The 16037-nt window shown below is 62.2% G+C and carries 15 protein-coding genes; 1 reads left to right on the top strand and 14 read right to left on the bottom strand.

All coding sequences use genetic code 11. From position 1 onward, the window contains the following. Positions 1 to 76: 76 nt before the first annotated feature. From lpdA to E3U23_RS03030, 4 genes are all read right to left on the bottom strand, one after another. On the bottom strand, positions 77 to 1489 hold the full coding sequence (lpdA, locus tag E3U23_RS03045) for a dihydrolipoyl dehydrogenase (RefSeq protein ID WP_279349725.1): 1413 nt from the start codon (positions 1487 to 1489) through the stop codon (positions 77 to 79). A 167-nt stretch (positions 1490 to 1656) separates the two neighbouring features. Continuing rightward, positions 1657 to 2052 carry an acyl-CoA thioesterase gene (locus E3U23_RS03040; RefSeq protein ID WP_279349724.1) on the bottom strand — a complete coding sequence of 132 codons (396 nt, stop codon included), beginning with the start codon at positions 2050 to 2052 and terminating at the stop codon, positions 1657 to 1659. Then, a complete protein-coding gene (locus tag E3U23_RS03035; RefSeq protein ID WP_279349723.1) occupies positions 2045 to 2461 on the bottom strand; it encodes a hypothetical protein in 417 nt (138 codons plus the stop codon). Before E3U23_RS03035 ends, E3U23_RS03040 begins: the two co-directional genes overlap by 8 nt. Before the next feature lie 5 nt (positions 2462 to 2466). Then, positions 2467 to 3813 carry a pyruvate dehydrogenase complex dihydrolipoamide acetyltransferase gene (locus E3U23_RS03030; protein ID WP_279349722.1) on the bottom strand — a complete coding sequence of 449 codons (1347 nt, stop codon included), beginning with the start codon at positions 3811 to 3813 and terminating at the stop codon, positions 2467 to 2469. A gap of 128 nt (positions 3814 to 3941) precedes the next feature. On the opposite strand from E3U23_RS03030, the gene E3U23_RS03025 reads away from it, so the two are divergent. Further along, the gene (locus tag E3U23_RS03025; protein WP_279349721.1) at positions 3942 to 4394 is read left to right on the top strand and encodes a universal stress protein; all 453 of its coding nucleotides are present in this window, start codon (positions 3942 to 3944) and stop codon (positions 4392 to 4394) included. Between the two features lie 6 nt (positions 4395 to 4400). Here E3U23_RS03025 and E3U23_RS03020 read toward each other — a convergent pair whose 3' ends face one another. The 10 genes from E3U23_RS03020 to radA form a co-directional block, all read right to left on the bottom strand. Continuing rightward, positions 4401 to 4916: a peroxiredoxin-like family protein gene (locus E3U23_RS03020; RefSeq protein ID WP_279349720.1), complete on the bottom strand. Its 516-nt coding sequence runs from the start codon at positions 4914 to 4916 to the stop codon at positions 4401 to 4403. Positions 4917 to 4963: 47 nt separating this feature from the next. Then, entirely contained in the window at positions 4964 to 7255 is a 2292-nt protein-coding gene (rnr, locus tag E3U23_RS03015; RefSeq protein ID WP_279349719.1) for a ribonuclease R, read from the bottom strand. A 21-nt stretch (positions 7256 to 7276) separates the two neighbouring features. After that, on the bottom strand, positions 7277 to 8668 hold the full coding sequence (locus E3U23_RS03010; protein WP_279349718.1) for a M28 family peptidase: 1392 nt from the start codon (positions 8666 to 8668) through the stop codon (positions 7277 to 7279). 36 nt (positions 8669 to 8704) lie between these two features. Beyond that, on the bottom strand, positions 8705 to 10246 hold the full coding sequence (gene proS, locus E3U23_RS03005; protein WP_279349717.1) for a proline--tRNA ligase: 1542 nt from the start codon (positions 10244 to 10246) through the stop codon (positions 8705 to 8707). Positions 10247 to 10300: 54 nt separating this feature from the next. Beyond that, complete coding sequence (gene phaR / locus E3U23_RS03000) at positions 10301 to 10864, bottom strand: polyhydroxyalkanoate synthesis repressor PhaR (protein WP_279349716.1); 564 nt, start codon at positions 10862 to 10864, stop codon at positions 10301 to 10303. Positions 10865 to 10934: 70 nt separating this feature from the next. Beyond that, positions 10935 to 11975, bottom strand: a complete 1041-nt coding sequence (alr, locus tag E3U23_RS02995) for an alanine racemase (protein ID WP_431732655.1) — start codon at positions 11973 to 11975, stop codon at positions 10935 to 10937. Then, positions 11972 to 13603 (bottom strand): MFS transporter, encoded by a 1632-nt coding sequence (locus tag E3U23_RS02990; RefSeq protein WP_279349714.1) that lies wholly within the window; start codon positions 13601 to 13603, stop codon positions 11972 to 11974. The genes alr and E3U23_RS02990 overlap by 4 nt, the downstream gene beginning before the upstream one ends. 30 nt (positions 13604 to 13633) lie before the next feature. Then, positions 13634 to 14074 carry an iron-sulfur cluster assembly scaffold protein gene (locus E3U23_RS02985; RefSeq protein WP_279349713.1) on the bottom strand — a complete coding sequence of 147 codons (441 nt, stop codon included), beginning with the start codon at positions 14072 to 14074 and terminating at the stop codon, positions 13634 to 13636. Continuing rightward, positions 14071 to 14586 carry a CvpA family protein gene (locus E3U23_RS02980; RefSeq protein WP_279349712.1) on the bottom strand — a complete coding sequence of 172 codons (516 nt, stop codon included), beginning with the start codon at positions 14584 to 14586 and terminating at the stop codon, positions 14071 to 14073. Before E3U23_RS02980 ends, E3U23_RS02985 begins: the two co-directional genes overlap by 4 nt. Positions 14587 to 14610: 24 nt before the next feature. Continuing rightward, positions 14611 to 15972, bottom strand: coding sequence for a DNA repair protein RadA (gene radA / locus E3U23_RS02975; RefSeq protein ID WP_279349711.1), 1362 nt, complete (start codon positions 15970 to 15972; stop codon positions 14611 to 14613). Positions 15973 to 16037 lie beyond the last annotated feature (65 nt).

Below are 16037 nucleotides of genomic sequence, written 5' to 3'. Positions count from 1 at the left end.
TTTCAAGTAGGGACGACGAAACGCCCCACGGTGGGGGCGAATTTCGCGATGTTGATCTTTGGCAACCTGCGGACGATCAGATGTGTAAAGCCTTGCCGTAAGCAGCAAGTACGCTCTCGTGCATCATTTCGGAGAGCGTCGGGTGCGGGAAGACCGTATTCATCAGTTCGGCCTCTGTAGTCTCCAGTGTCTTGCCGACCGTATAGCCTTGGATCAGTTCGGTGACTTCCGCCCCGATCATGTGTGCGCCGAGCAGTTCGCCGGTCTTCGCGTCGAACACCGTCTTGATGAAGCCTTCCGCCTCCCCAAGAGCGATCGCCTTGCCATTGCCGATAAAGGGGAAGGTGCCGGCCTTCACCTCGTGGCCCGCCTCCTTCGCCTTCGCCTCGGTCAAGCCGACGCTGGCGACCTGCGGGTGGCAATAGGTGCAGCCGGGAATGCTGGTGCGGTCGAGCGGATGGGGATGGACGTCCTTATTGCCGAGCTCTTTCGCGATCGATTCCGCGCAGGTCACACCCTCGTGGCTAGCCTTGTGAGCCAGCCACGGGCCGGGGGTGCAGTCGCCGATCGCCCACAGCCCCTTGGATTTCGTGCGGCCGTATTCGTCGATCTGAACGAAACCCTTCTCCATCTCGACCAGCTTTTCCAGCCCAATATCCTCAGTGTTCGGCACGATTCCGATGGCGACGATGCAGTGGGTGAACTCCTGCTCGGACACCTTGCCCTTTGCATCCTTGATCTTCGCCATCACGCCGCCGTCCGACACGTTGATGTCATCCACCCCGGCACCGGTCATGATCGTCATGCCCTGCTTGGTCAGGCTCTTTTCGAGGAAGGCGGAGACATCCTTGTCCTCCACCGGCACGATCCGATCGAGCATTTCGACCACCGTCACCTCGGCACCCATATCGTTGTAGAAGCTGGCGAACTCGATCCCGATCGCGCCGCTGCCGATAACCAGAAGCTTCTTCGGCATTTCGGGCGGGGTCATGGCGGTGCGATAGGTCCACACGCGCTTACCGTCGGCAGGCGCGAAAGGCAGGTCGCGAGCCCGGGCGCCCGTGGCGACGATGACGTGCTTGGCGGTGAGCTTTTCTTCGCCCTTCTCACCTTTCACTGTCATGCTGGTCGGGCCGGTCAGCGTGCCCTCGCCCATGTGGACGGCGATCTTGTTCTTCTTCATCAGGTGGCCGACACCCTGATTGAGCTGGCTGGCGACGCCGCGGCTGCGTTTCACCACCGCTTCCAGATCCGCCTCGATCGCGCCCGCGACCTTCAGGCCGTAATCGCTCGCATGATCCATATAGTGCTTGATCTCGGCCGAACGCAGCAGCGCCTTGGTCGGGATACAGCCCCAATTGAGACAAATGCCGCCCAGCTTCTCGCGCTCCACGATGGCGGCCTTCAGGCCGAGTTGCGCGCAGCGGATTGCCGCGACGTATCCACCGGGGCCGCTGCCGAGAACGATGACGTCGTAAGTTGTACTCATATTGGATTAGCCTTCGGTCGGTCCGTCTGGATGGAACACATGGAACACGGTCCTGCGCCTAAAAAGCAGCGGCCCGTGTCGAGTAATCGCAGAGGCAGTTGGGGCAATGATCGGAAAGCAAGACATGCGGCGTGCGATAGAGCGCCGGCCCGTATGTAGGACAGTCATCATCCTTCGTTCGCCGCTGCCTGCCCCGCCGCGCGCACCGGGCGCGGATTGCCGTCGTCGTCGGCGAGGACGAACACGAACGTGCCCTTGCAGACCAATGTGGTTTCCTCGCCATGCCGGGCGCGGGCGATGCCCTCGGCGGCGATGGTGATCGAGGTGTTCCCCTCGCGCACGATCTCGCAATAGACGTTGAGCTCGTCACCCAGGTTCATCGCGGCGGGAAAGCCGAAATCCGTCGCCGCGACTACATTCGCCCGCCCCTCGCCCACCCGGCTGGCAAGCGACCCTGCGCCGAGCGCCATCTGGCTCATCAACCACCCGCCGAACACCCCGCCATAGGGGTTCATGTCGGTCGGCATGGCGGTGACGCGGATTTGGGGGGAGCGGTCAGTCATTTACTAAACCTGCCTCACTTTGATGCAACCAAAGCCATACGGGAGAGGCCACAAATCCAGCGATAGCGCCCATCACCGCCCACGCCCAAAGGCCAGCCAATATTACCTCTAAATTGCCTTGCCAAAATCCGGCGCTGAGCAAAATTCCGCCAAACGCCCCAACTAAAGTGCCGATAGAGGTGACAATCCCCATTTCTCTCGCCCACCCCTGACGCCTCAAGAACCAGAGTGTGGGAAGCCCAAATATTAGGCCTCCAATGATTGCGAGTACAAAGCTTATGGCACCGACGGCGAAGAAGGCTTCAATTGAAAAAGTCTCTCCAGTGAACAATGACGCCATTAGAAAGGACGCGGGAATAGCTATGGCGACAGCCAAGGCAGTCACAAAAAAGCGGCCAAGCTCGATCAATATTGTCAAACCACCAGCCCCATCGGGTTCTCGACCAGCTGCTGGAACGCCTGCATCAGCGCTGCGCCGTCTGCGCCGTCGATGGCGCGGTGATCGAAGCTGCCGGTGGCGCTCATCACGGTTGCTACACCCAGCGCGCCGTCAATGACATGCGGGCGCTGCTCGCCCGCGCCGACCGCGAGGATCATCGCCTGCGGAGGGTTGATCACGGCGTCGAACTGCTTGGTACCGAACATGCCGAGATTGGAGAGCGAGGCGGTGCCGCCCTGATACTCATGCGGCTGCAGCTTGCCGTCGCGCGCCTTGCCGGCAAGCTCCTTCATCTCGGACGAGATCTGCGCAAGGCCCTTGCGCCCGGCATCGACGATGATCGGCGTGATGAGGCCCGAGGGTGCGGCGACCGCGACCGAGATATCCTCCCGCGTATACTGGTGCAGTTCGTCGCCCTGGAAGCTGACATTGCATTTGGGCACACGCTGCAACGCGCGGGCCAGCGCCTTGATCAGCAGATCGTTGACCGAAAGCTTCACCCCGTCCGCCTCGAGGCTTGTGTTGAGTTCGCCGCGCAGCTTGAGCAGCGCATCGAGGCGCACGTCGACGGTAAGGTAGATGTGCGGAATGGTCTGCTTCGCCTCGGTCAGGCGGCGCGCGATGACTTTGCGGACATTATTGAGCTTTTGCGCTTCGTACGGTGCGCCGAATTCGCTTTCCGCCGGAGTCTGGCTCGGCGTCCGCGGCGCGTCCATTTCGCCGAGGCCATCGGTCTTGCCGGCGGATGTTTCGGATGCCTTGCCCGGTTCGGCGTTCTCGACATCAGCCTTAATAATGCGGCCGCGCGGACCGGAACCCGAGACCTGTGAAAGATCGAGACCCTTCTGCTCGGCTATACGCCGGGCGAGAGGCGAGGCGAAAATCCTGTCGCCCTTATCGGACTCTGTTTTGGAAGTGGAGGACGAGCCTTCGGCAGGCTCAGGGCTAGCTGGAGAAGCAGAGGTTTCCTCCGTCCGCCGCTCCTCTTCGGAAACCTTTTCCTCGCGTTCTTCCTTCGCCGCCGTTTCGTTCGCAGCATCGCCGGACGGTGCGGCCTTCGCGGCTTCCTCCACATCCTCGCCTTCCATGGCGAGCATGGCGATGACGGTGCCGACCTTCACGCCGTCGGTCCCTTCCTCCACCTCGATCGAGGCGAGCGTACCCTCATCGACCGCTTCGAATTCCATCGTCGCCTTGTCGGTCTCGATCTCGGCCATGATGTCGCCGGCGGAGATCGCGTCGCCCGGCTTGACCAGCCACTTGGCTAGCGTGCCCTCTTCCATGGTGGGCGAAAGGGCGGGCATCTTGATCGGAGTAGGCATGCGCGACGTTACGTCCTTGCTGGATTAGACTGTCCCACCGCCTCTGGCCAAAAGCGGCGCGCGCCGCAAGGTGCTTGCGCAGAATACGAATGAAGGCGTAGGCCGCGATGCGGAGAGGAACCTGGCAAATGCGTATCTACCTCGTGGTGATGGACGAGACCGAAGAGGCCAAAAGCGCGCTGCGCTTCGCCTCGCTTCGCGCGGTGAAAACCGGCGGATCGGTGCATATCCTCGCGCTCGTGCCGCAGCAGACGTTCAATGCCTTCGGCAGCGTGCAGGCGACGATCGAGCAGGAAGCGCGCGAGCGGGCCGAGGTGATGGCCAACAATGCCGCAGGAAACATCTTCGGCGAGATGGGCAAGATGCCGATCATCGCCGTTCGCCCTGGCGCCGCGGTGGATGTGGTGCGACGCTATCTCGAAGAAAACGATGAGGTCGCCGCGCTGGTGCTGGGCGTCGGGCTGGATGGCGGGCCGGGTCCGCTGGTGAGCTATTTCGCCGCTCACGCCACGGAAATTCCCTGCCCGCTCTATCTCATTCCCGGCAGCCTTTCGCGCGAGCGGATCGACGAACTGGCCTGACGCGGCTCAGGTCGCCATGCCGCGTGGCGGGTAATCGTTCTTCTTGATGATATCCAAACCGTCCATCAGTTGATCGAGGTCGGGCCGCGTGAACGGCGCGCTCTGGACCTGCGCGAAATAGACGGTCCGGTCCGGGCGGATGAGAAACAGGCCGGGTTCGGAAAAGGTATCGGGTTCTTCGCTGCCTTCTCGCTTGCTCGAAACGAACAGGCCCCATTCGCGGGCCATATCCTCACTCATGTCGTAGGCCAGAGGCAAATCGCCGGTGTTCCATTCCTTATCGACCACCATCGCGCGATCCTCGTCGTCCATCGAAACGGCAAACACGTTGACCCCGCGATCGGTGATTTCGCGCAGGCGGCTACCGATTTCGGTCAGATACTTCTTGCAGATCGGGCAGTGCTTGCCGCGATAGAACACCAGCATGGTGAACTGTTCGGGGCTCTGGTCGGACAGTTTGAAGCGCGCGTCGATGGTGAGCGGCAGGTCGATATCGGGGGCGGTGTCGCCGGGCTTGAGCATGGGTTTCTCCTTTGCTCATCAAGCGCCCGGCGGCCCGGTGCGTTCCGCTATTTGCGCTTGCGCCCCTGGTGGCGGATATTGCCGGGGCGGCCGCGCTTGTTCGGGTCGTGCTTCTGCCGCGGCGCGCCCTTCCCCTTTTCCGGACGCTTCTTCGGCGGCGGACGATTGCCGCGCTTCTCGATCGGTTTGCCTTCGCTGTCCGGGACCTCGAATTTGAGTGCGCCAGTCAGCGCATTGGCTTCGGCGAGCTTCAGTTCGAGCTTATCGCCGACGGCATATTGCGTGCCGCTGTTTTCGCCCACGAGCGTTTGAGAGGCTTCTTCGTAGCGAAAGTATTCGCGACCTAGCGTGCTGACGGGTACGAGACCGTCGCCCCCCAAACCCTCAATGGTGGCGAAGAACCCGAAGCCCTGTACGCCGGTGATGCGCGTCTTGAACGTCTCTCCGACCCGTTCCGAAAGGTAGGCTGCGACGTAGCGGTCGATCGTATCGCGCTCCGCTTCCATTGCGCGGCGTTCGGTCTGGCTGATGGCGTCGGTGATATTGCCCAGAGCGCTCTTGTCGCGGTCGGAGAGACCGGTGGTGTCCGGAATGTCGCCCTTCGGTTTTGGCTGCTCAAGACCGTATGCGTCCACCAGCGCGCGGTGCACCAGCAAGTCGGCATAGCGGCGAATGGGCGAGGTGAAATGCGCATAGCTGCCGAGGGCGAGGCCGAAATGGCCGGAATTGGCAGGGCCGTAATAGGCCTGCGTCTGGCTGCGCAGCACCGCTTCCATAATCAGTGCCTTCTCCGCCGGATCGGAAACGTCCTTGATCAGACGATTGAACAGGCCCGGCGTGATGACCTGACCCATCGCGAACTTGCGGCCTTGCGATTGCAGGTAATCGCGAAAGGCGATGAGCTTCTCGCGGCTCGGCGTTTCATGAACGCGATAGACGACCGGCGCCTTCTTCGCCTCCAAAGCCTTTGCGGCCGCGACGTTAGCGGCGATCATGAAGTCCTCGACTACGCGGTGCGCGTCGAGCCGTTCGCGCAGCGCGATTTCGGCAATGCGGCCCTTGTCGTTCAGCTTCACCTGCCGTTCTGGCATGTCGAGATCGAGCGGGTCGCGATCGTTGCGGGCCGTGAAAAGGAGATCCCACGCGCCCCACAGGTTCTTCAGGTTCTCGTCGGCGCTGCCGTCGTCGATAGCCTTCTGCGCATCCTCGTAGGCGATATTTGCCGCGAGCCGCACGATGGCACGAGTAAAGCGCCACTCGGTAATCTTTCCCTCGGGTGAAATCCGCAGGTGGCACGCCATTGCCGCACGGTCTTCGTCCTCTACCAGCGAACAGATGTCCGCGCTGAGGATTTCGGGCAGCATCGGCACGACGCGGTCGGGGAAATAGACCGAGTTGCCGCGCTTCCTCGCCTCGCGGTCCAGCGCCCCGCGGGGCCGCACGTAATAGCTGACATCGGCGATCGCGACGATGGCGCGATAGCCGCCCTCGCCATCCGGTTCGGCCCAGATCGCATCGTCGTGATCGCGCGCATCGGCGGGATCGATGGCGACGATCGGCACATTGCGCAGGTCCTCGCGCTTGTCCTCGGACAGCGGCAGGTCAGTGACCGCTTGCGCCTCGTCCAGCGCTTCCTGCGGGAAGACGTGCGGGATGCCGTGCTTCGCAATGGCGATCAGGCTAAAGGCACCGGGCGCGAGCGGATCGCCGACCACCTCGACCACCTTCACGCTCGATCGCGCAGACTTGCCGGTTCGTTCGCACAGCACCAGTTCACCTTCCTCCGCACCGCCGAGGTCGGAGATGGGCGAAGAATTTCGCACCCGCTTGTCGACCGGGGCAAGCCATGGCTTGCCGCCGCCGTCGAACTCGACGACACCCATCAAGCCTTCGCTACGCGCGGGCAGCTTCTTCATCGGATGGGCAATCCATCCCTTGCCGCGTTCCTCGGTCCGGGCAAGGAAGCGGTCGCCGCGCTTTAACGCCGCAACTTTCTTCCCTTCCTTCACCGTTAGGCGAGGCGGCTTTTCGGGCGCATCCTCGGGCCAACTTTCCGGCTCGGCGACGGGCTCGCCGTCCGCGATCTCGACGACCTTGAGTACCGTTACCTTGGGGACGCCGCCCATCCGGTGATAGGCGGTTTTCTTGCCGTCGATCAGGCCTTCTTCGGCCATGTCCTTCAGGCGCTTCTTCAGCGCGATCTTGTCCTGCCCCTTGATGCCGAAAGCCTTCGCGATCTCGCGTTTGCCGGCAGGACCGTCCGCAGTTTGAATGAATTCGAGTATTTCTGTTTGCGAGGGAAGCCCCTGCTTCCCTCGCTCTTTGTTCTGTTTTGTCATGCTGCCTATATGGGGACGGGCCTACGCGCTGTCATCCTCGGCGATCGCGATCGGCGCGAACTCGCCGGCGGGAACGGCACTGGAAACGGGGCTGCATACCTCGCCGTTACAGGACTGTACGCCAAACAGCCAATCGTCGCCGCGCAACGGCACGGCGATGGAAAAGCCATCCGCCGCCCCAGCCGATGCCGCAACAGTGGGGCTCCATTCGATGCCGTTGTTTCCGTCCGGCGCTTCGTCTAGCCAGCCGGCGTCGGTCGTGCGGCGCACGCGGATACGATAGCTGTCCGCCCCGGCAACCGGTTGCCAGCTTAGCCCCGTATCGACACGCACTGCGGCATCCGCTTCCACCACCGGCGGCATCGGTACCTGCGCCAGACGATCGAGCGCGCGAACATTCAACTGTGCGGCTCGCGTGAGGTAATCCCAATCCAGTTCATCGGGCGTATCGCCATAGACGATGCCGTCCTCGGTCCGCAAATCCTGATGTTGGTGCTCGTAATCCTCGACCGACACAGTCAGGCGCACGGCAGGATAGCCGCGGTCGAGAAACGGTATCTGGTCGCCGCCCCTGCCCATCCGGTCGGTCCGCCAGATTTGCCGGACCTGCATCCCTTGCGGATAGTCCTGCGCCAGATCGTCGAGCCAGCGCGAGAGGTTACGGCCCGGGGAATCGTTCTCGCCGCCAAAACGGCGCTGGCTTGCCCGGATGTCGTCTGTCAGGTCGGCGCGCGGACCTTCGGAGAAGATGCGCAGATGGTCGGGATCGCAGAACCCGTCGCTGCCGCAGCTATTGCCGATCATGTCGTTGTTGAGGACCGCCTTCACTGTCATTCCTTGCTCAGCGACCCAGTCAGCCAAGATGCCGGCGCCATAAAGCCCCTGCTCTTCGCCGCTCAGAAGAGCGTAAATGATCGTGGAGGGGTACTCTTTTTGCGAGAGGATGCGCGCCGCCTCCAGAATCATGACGCTGCCCGAGCCGTCGTCGTTCGCACCGGGCGCATCGCTCGTTCCGTCGAGGGCATCCGTGACCCGGCTGTCGTAATGGCCTTGCACGATGATGACTTCGTTCGGGCGCTCGCTCCCGCGCTGGATTGCGACGGCATTGCGGATGAGGGTCGGCTGCGGAATGCGCCGCCCATCCGCTTCAACGGTCCGTCCTACCGGCATGACTTCGAGACAATCGCCACAATTCGCGCCGATCCGCCCAAATTCGGCCAGCGCCCAGTCGACCGCGGCGCCGATCCCACGTTCGGGATCGGTCTGCGTCGAAAGCGTATGCCGGGTGCCGAAGCCGACGATGGTGTCCATATCGTCTTGCATCCGCTCGGTCGAAACCTGCGGACCGGGATCGTCCTGCGCGCACAGCGGGGCGGAAAGGACGGCGATGGCGAGGAAGGGAAGTTTTCTCATACCCCCTGTCTCGACCCATTCGCTTGCCGAATCAACCTAGTAGGCTTTGCCGATCAGGATCCTCTCGACCGCCGGATTGCCCGAGAAGATACAGCCCCCCTCCACCGGAGCCGCACCTATCGGCACGTTGCGGATCGTGAGTTTGTGCGCCTTGAGCTTTTCGACGACCTGATCGAGCGCATCACCCGTCGGTTTGGACCATTGCACCTCGATCCACCCCGGATAGCGCGATCCTGTGAAGAACGCCACCACCTCGTCCCACGAACCGACGCCGCGGGTGATATTTGCTTCGCGCCGCTCCGCCGCTTGAGTAAGCAGCGCGGCCTGCATATCGCCAAGAATGTCGGGCACGGTCTGGCCGGCTATGTCCTTCGTCGGGGTCTGGAAAGCGGGCTTACCGGTGGCCTCGTCCCACAACCGGTCGCGGCGGAGCAAGCTGACGACGCCGTTTTCCATATCCCGACCGCCCACCTCGATAATGACCGGTGCGCCTTTGCGCACCCAGTCCCACCGCTTGGCCGCGGCCTTGCCCGGCTTCGTATCGAGCAGCACACGCACTTTCTCACCCAGTGCGGTCTGTCCGGCGAGCGTGGCGCGAAGGCCTTCGCAATAGGAGATTAGCGCCTCGTCTTCGGGCTTGTCGCGCAGCATCGGCAGGATCACGACCTGCTGCGGTGCGATTGCCGGGGGCAAGCGCAACCCATCGTCGTCGCCATGCGTCATGATGACGCCGCCGACCATGCGGGTGGAGACCCCCCAGCTGGTCGTGTGGCACAGGTTCTCTCCGCCGTCGCGGTTCTGATACTTGATGCCGCTGGCCTGACTGAAATTGGTACCGAGATAATGGCTTGTGCCGGCCTGCAATGCCTTGCCGTCCTGCATCATCGCCTCGATTGACCAGGTCTCGACGGCGCCGGGGAAGCGCTCGTTCTCCGGCTTCTCGCCCGCAACCACCCCAAGGGCCAGATCCTCGTCCGCGAACGCGCGATAGACTTCGAGCATGGTCTGGGTGTGCTCGCGCGCTTCGGCCTCGTCGGCGTGGGCCGTATGCCCTTCCTGCCAGAGGAATTCGCTGGTGCGCAAGAACATGCGGGTGCGCATTTCCCAACGCACCACATTGGCCCACTGGTTGAGCTTCAGGGGCAGATCGCGCCAGCTCTGCACCCAGCGCGCCATTGCATCGCCGATGATGGTTTCCGACGTCGGGCGCACGACCAGCGGCTCTTCAAGCTTCGCTTCCGGATCGGGCACCAGCCCGCCATCTTTGCCCGCGATAAGGCGATGGTGCGTGACGACCGCCATTTCCTTCGCAAAGCCTTCGACATGCTCCGCTTCGCGCTCGAAATTCGACAGGGGAATGAAGAGGGGGAAATAGGCGTTGTCATGTCCGGTCGCCTTGATCCGGTCGTCCAGCAGGCGCTGCATCCGCTCCCATATGCCCCAGCCCCATGGGCGAATGACCATGCAGCCGCGCACACCTGATTCCTCGGCCATTTCGGCAGCGGCGATGACTTCCTGGTACCAGGCGGCAAAATCATCGGCACGCTTGGTGGTCAGCGCATGGCGGATCTGGGCCATGTTTTCGGTATTCCTGTCTTGTGTTCGATAATGCGGCGAGCCGCGCCGCTTACGTCATTTACCGAGTTCGTCGAGCTTCTTTTGCATTGCGGCAAGCTGCGCGCGCATTTCGGACAGATCGTCGGCCTTGATCTCTGCCCCTTCCCCGTCTTGGCTGGTTTTCGGCATCGTCCCCGGCATGAACGCCTGCGCCGCGCTGCGCATCATGCGCAGGTTCGTTTCCGCCATCGCGGTGAAGGGGTTGGCACCCATTCCGGTCTGGAAAACCTCTTGCAGCTGCTCGCGGTTCTTGCGGAAGGCGATCATGCTGGCTTCGAGATAGGTCGGCATCATTGAGGACATCGAATTGCCGTACATTCCGATGAGATCGCGCAGGAAGCTGACGGGGAGCATTTGCGAGCCGCCGCTGGCTTCTTCTTCCACGATGATCTGCGTGAGTATCGTGTGCGTGATATCGTCGCCGGTCTTGGCGTCGAGAACCTGAAAGTCCACATTCTCGCGCACCATTTCGGCCAAATCGTCGAGCGTGATGTAGCTGCTGGTGTCGGTATTGTAGAGCCGCCGGTTGGCGTATTTCTTGATGATGATCGGTTCGCCTTCGGCGGTCTTCCGGGCCATGCGCAGATGCCTCCCCATTGTGCAGCTTATTTGCCTTCTTAGCACCTGCACAATGAAGCGTGCAATGGCGCTATGTCCGTGCGAAGCGATTGCCCAATAGCGTCAGCAATTCGTATTGCGACAGACCGGTTTGTTGCGCAGCATCGGGAAGGCGATACGGGAGGTTGACCCAGTCACCCTCTCCAATATCCGCCGCGTCGGCGAGATCGAGCACGATCATGTCCATCGAGACCTTGCCAAGAATGGGCAGACACCGCCCTTCATGCGCGAGCGCCGCCCCGCCCCATGCGCGCAGGATACCGTCCGCATAGCCGAGGGAGACGACACCGATGCGCATTCGTTCGGTAGCACGAAAAGTCGCATTGTAACCGACGGCTTCCCCGGCCTCGATCCACCGCGTCTGAAGAATAGCGGCGCGGGGGTAAGCAACCTGTCGGATCTTGCTGGCTAGTTCCCTACGCGGAACCCCGCCATAGAGGGCGAGACCCGGCCGGGTCAGATCGAAGCGGTAGTCGTCGCCAAGACCGATGCCGGCGCTATTCGACAAGCTGGTTTCGCGATGCGGTATGTGCGCGCGTACGTTTTCGAAGGCGGCGAGTTGCTGCGCGTTCATCGCTCCATCGACATCCGCATCCGCGAGGTGGCTCATCAGGACGCTTACGTCGAGCATTCGGATCGCAGGGTGATCGGCCTCTTCCGGCCGAATACCGAGCCGGTTGATCCCGGTATCGACCATCAGGTGGCACGCCCCGCCCCCGTTCGCGGCCCAGAGTTCGGCTTGGATCACGGAGTTGATGACAGGTACCGCGCCCGTCGCTTGCGCATATTCGCATTCGGCGGCGCTGATCGGACCATGCAGCACGGCAACCTGCGCGGCCGGGACGTGTGCGACGACGCCAGCAACCTCGCTCCAATGCGCGACGAAGAAATCGCGGCAACCCGCATCGCGCAGGACCGGAACGCACCGGTCCGCACCCAATCCGTAGCAATCCGCTTTTACCGCAGCGCCGGCACGTGCGCTGCCGCTCACCTCGTTCAGCGCGCACCAGTTTTCGGCAAGTGCGTCTTCATCGATCCGCAATTGCAACGTCGGAGAAGGGGGCTCGATCACGCCTCTTCGAAATCCCGCGGCGGGCCCGACGGTAGGCCCCACCATGCCACGACCAGGCCGAAAGCGACCACGCCCCATGTATACCATAGTCCCGCGTAAACATCGCCCGATCGCGCGACGATGATGCCGGAAATCAGCGGCAGAAACCCGCCGAGATACCCCGCACCGATATGGTAGGGGATCGACATGGAGCTATAGCGGATGCGGGGCGGAAACATTTCGGACAGCAGCGCTGCGACCGAACCGTAGGTGAGCGCGGACAATCCGCCGAGCACCAGCAGCAATACAACGATGCCGACGATATTAATGACGGGAGGAACCTGCGTCGAGAAATCGAACCCGGCGGCTTCGAGCGCTCTTTGCAAACCATCGCGCCGCGCCGCGCCGTCCGCGAACCAGTTAGATTGGAGGGCCACGGTCCGCTCGTCGACGGCGACGGTCAGGTCGGTGCCTTCCTGCACATCGTAAGCCACCCCGCTCGCCGTAAGGGACTCCAAGATTTTGCCACAGTCCGATTGTTCGCGGCCGAACAGTTCCGCGAATGGATCGGTGGAGCAAGTTTGACCGGATACGACCACGGGTTCAGCTTGGGCGGCGTTTGCCAGACTCGGATTGGCAAGTGCACCCATGCCCCAAAAGACCGGGAACAGCAGGACGAGGCTGGCAAGCGCACCAATAAGGATTGGTTTGCGGCGACCGACCCTGTCGCTCCATCGGCCAACGAGCAGATAGAAGCCCATCGAGATCGAACCTGCGACCATCAGGATCCATTCGACCAAGGTCTCGTCCACTCGCATCGGACCCCGCAGGAAGCTGAGACCGGAGAAGAATGCGGTGTACCAGATCGTCGTCAACACACCGGTGATACCGAACAGCGCCACGAATATGCGCTTGGGGTTTCCCGGATAGGTCAGGCTTTCCTTGAATGGATTGGACGATGTCTCACCCGCAGCCTTCATCGCCTGGAACACCGGGCTTTCGGAAAGCTTCAGGCGCATCCATAGCGAGATGCCGAGAAGGATCAGCGAAAGCAGGAATGGGACGCGCCAGCCCCATGCCGCAAACTCGTCCGCCGGGATAAGCGCACGGCAGGCGATAACCACGATGATGGAAAGCACGAACCCGCCCACCACGCTGGCTTGGATGAAGCTGGTATAGAACCCCCGCTTTTCCGGCGGGGCGTGTTCTGCCACGTAGATTGCCGCGCCGCCATATTCACCGCCCAACGCGAGGCCCTGCAGGATGCGGAACAGGATGACGATGACGGGCGCGGCCAGACCGATCGTCGCCGCGTTTGGCACCAAGCCGACCCCTGCGGTCGCTATACCCATCAGGGTCACCGTGACGAGGAACGTGTATTTCCGTCCAAGCCGATCGCCGAGAAAGCCGAACAGGATCGCACCCAACGGCCGAAAGCCGAAACCCACGGCGAACCCCGCCCAGACCAGAAGGATCTGCAGCGTCTCGTTACCGCTCGGGAAGAAGGCTGCTCCGATAAGGCCCGCGAGTGTTCCGTAGATGAAGAAATCGTACCATTCGAAAATCGTGCCTGCACTGCTGGCGGCAATGACGAGGCGGATTTCCTTGTCTGACGGCTGGCGCTGGCCCACGGCGTTATCGGCAATCATCGTCTGGCTTCCCTGCTCCCTCCGCCTCCCTTAGCTCCCCTGATTGCGAGGAGAAAGAGCGTCGATCGCGGCCTTCCACGGCAGAACGATTGCACCATGACGGGCAGGGTATGCGCGCGCCGCCTCGATAGCATCCAAGCCCGGCCATTCGGGCTTCGCGTCCGAGCCGGAGAGCCAGGCCTCTATTTGCGAAAGAGCTTGCTCGTAATCGCTAACAGTACGCCCCTTGGCAGAATGGAGGAAAAGAGCGGCGGAAGCCTGGCCCACAGCGCAGGTCGATGCGCGCAGTCCGATATCTATCAGGGACCTCTCGGCGCCTTCGTCGGCCGATAGGCGCAATATACTTCCGCACGCCCGCGAACGCGCCTCTCCTTTCAATTTGGCACTCTCGTTGAAAGGATGGTCCGCAAGTTCGGTCGAGAGCCGAAGCATTTCCTGCGAATACAATGCCCGCCGATTGGCTTGAGTCACGAAGCCGTCTCGCCGAGCAGCCTTGCTTTTCGCTCGGCCAGAACTTCGACAAGGGCCCGGGATGAACTGTCTACCAGCTCATATGTTCGGGCAGTAGTCATCCATGTCGGCCGCCCGCGATAATCCCACACCGTATCGTAGCCGAGAACGAGAAGGGAGAAGGCGATGACGACAATTAAAACACCTTTCACACCGCCGAACCCGAACCCAAGGACACGGTCGATCGGCCCGAGGACGCTATCGCGAGATACCCGGCCGACGTTCGTCGCGATGACCTTCATCGCTGCATAGGGAATGAGCAGGAGCAGGGCGAACGCGAGAACGGACGTCGATACGCCCTGTCCGATATAGGGCCGAATGGCGAGCGTAAGGTCTGTGTGCAGGAAGCGGATCGCACACGCAGCAAGGACCCACGCAGCGAGCGAAAGAATTTCCTGCATGAAACCCCGCAGGAAACCGCCCACCGCCGAAACGCCGACGATCAATAAAACAATAAGATCGAAACCCGTCATAGCGCGTCCCATAGAGCCCTATGGTTAAGAAATCACGCGGTCAACGAGGTTCGCCAATTGCGAAAGGCCGGCGTAGGTGATGCCCGGCGCATTTCCGCCTGTCTCCGCAGGGCCATAACCACGATCGAAGCCGAGTTTCGCAGCCTCGCGAAGTCGCAGGCCCGCATGAGCAACCGGCCGGATCTCACCAGCGAGCGAAATCTCGCCCAGCCAGACACTGCGATCGGGCAAGGGCTTGTCGGCCAGCGCACTAACCAAAGCCGCCGCTACGGCGAGATCCGCGGCAGGGTCGGCCAGGCGATAGCCACCGGCAACATTCAAATAGACTTCGGCGGAGGAGAAGTTGAGGCCGCAACGCGATTCCAACACCGCCAGCAACATGGCGAGTCGGCCGTTGTCCCATCCCACGACGGCCCTGCGCGGCGTCGCACCGGATTGCAGCCGCACGATAAGGGCCTGTATTTCCACCAGGACCGGCCGCGTCCCTTCCACAGCCGGAAATACCGCGCTGCCGGCGAGCGGTTGCTCCCTGCCGGACAGGAACAGCATCGAAGGGTTCTCCACCTCTTCCAGCCCCTCGCCCGCCATTGCGAATACGCCGATCTCGTCGACCGCGCCAAAACGGTTCTTCAGGGCGCGCAGAATGCGGTATTGATGGCTTCGCTCGCCCTCGAAGCTCATCACGACATCCACCATGTGTTCGAGCACGCGGGGCCCGGCGATAGTGCCGTCCTTCGTCACATGCCCGACCAGCACCAGCGCAACGCCGTTTTCCTTTGCATAGCGGATCAGTTCGAAGGCACAGCCCCGCACCTGGCTGACCGTACCCGGTGCGCCTTCGATCGTGTCGGAATGCATGGTCTGGATGGAATCGATCACCAGCAAGCTCGGTTGCGGCATGGTGTGAAGCGTCGTCAGGATGTCACGCACGCCAGTCGCGGCAGCGAGCTTTACCGGCGCATCCGAAAGGCCGAGCCGCGCGGCGCGCATACGAACCTGCCCCGCCGCTTCCTCGCCGCTGACATAGACCACGCCCCGCCCTTCGCGAGCGACCTTTGCCGCCGCCTGAAGCAACAACGTCGATTTGCCGATCCCCGGATCGCCGCCCATCAGAATCGCGCTGCCCGGCACGAGCCCGCCACCCAGCGCCCGGTCGAACTCGGCGAGGCCCGTCTTCTGCCGCACCGGCATTTCGCCCGGTTTGTCGAGATCGACAAACTCGACCGCCCGCCCCCCGCTGGAAAGATCGTGCTTTTGCGAGAAGACTGTCGCCGGCACGTCTTCCGTCAGCGTGTTCCATTCCGCGCAGTCGCCACATTGTCCCTGCCAACGGTGTGACACACTGCCGCAAGCTTGGCAGACATAGCGTTTCTTGGGTTTCGCCATGCTCGTCCGATAGCGAGAACATTTTAGGAACGCAATTGCCAAGGGTTCTCTGCATCGGCATGGAG

It is taken from the genome of Erythrobacter litoralis, assembly GCF_029760855.1.
GTDB classification, from domain to species: domain Bacteria; phylum Pseudomonadota; class Alphaproteobacteria; order Sphingomonadales; family Sphingomonadaceae; genus Qipengyuania; species Qipengyuania litoralis_A.
This window is presented reverse-complemented; position numbering and strand designations above follow the sequence as displayed.

What these genes read in the sequence shown, in the direction of transcription:
- lpdA (WP_279349725.1), bottom strand. Translation starts at nt 1,489, where the DNA reads ATGAGTACAACTTACGACGTCATCGTTCTCGGCAGCGGCCCCGGTGGA.
- E3U23_RS03040 (WP_279349724.1), bottom strand. Translation starts at nt 2,052, where the DNA reads ATGACTGACCGCTCCCCCCAAATCCGCGTCACCGCCATGCCGACCGAC.
- E3U23_RS03030 (WP_279349722.1), bottom strand. Translation starts at nt 3,813, where the DNA reads ATGCCTACTCCGATCAAGATGCCCGCCCTTTCGCCCACCATGGAAGAG.
- E3U23_RS03025 (WP_279349721.1), top strand. Translation starts at nt 3,942, where the DNA reads ATGCGTATCTACCTCGTGGTGATGGACGAGACCGAAGAGGCCAAAAGC.
- E3U23_RS03020 (WP_279349720.1), bottom strand. Translation starts at nt 4,916, where the DNA reads ATGCTCAAGCCCGGCGACACCGCCCCCGATATCGACCTGCCGCTCACC.
- rnr (WP_279349719.1), bottom strand. Translation starts at nt 7,255, where the DNA reads ATGACAAAACAGAACAAAGAGCGAGGGAAGCAGGGGCTTCCCTCGCAA.
- E3U23_RS03010 (WP_279349718.1), bottom strand. Translation starts at nt 8,668, where the DNA reads ATGAGAAAACTTCCCTTCCTCGCCATCGCCGTCCTTTCCGCCCCGCTG.
- proS (WP_279349717.1), bottom strand. Translation starts at nt 10,246, where the DNA reads ATGGCCCAGATCCGCCATGCGCTGACCACCAAGCGTGCCGATGATTTT.
- phaR (WP_279349716.1), bottom strand. Translation starts at nt 10,864, where the DNA reads ATGGCCCGGAAGACCGCCGAAGGCGAACCGATCATCATCAAGAAATAC.
- E3U23_RS02990 (WP_279349714.1), bottom strand. Translation starts at nt 13,603, where the DNA reads ATGATTGCCGATAACGCCGTGGGCCAGCGCCAGCCGTCAGACAAGGAA.
- E3U23_RS02980 (WP_279349712.1), bottom strand. Translation starts at nt 14,586, where the DNA reads ATGACGGGTTTCGATCTTATTGTTTTATTGATCGTCGGCGTTTCGGCG.
- radA (WP_279349711.1), bottom strand. Translation starts at nt 15,972, where the DNA reads ATGGCGAAACCCAAGAAACGCTATGTCTGCCAAGCTTGCGGCAGTGTG.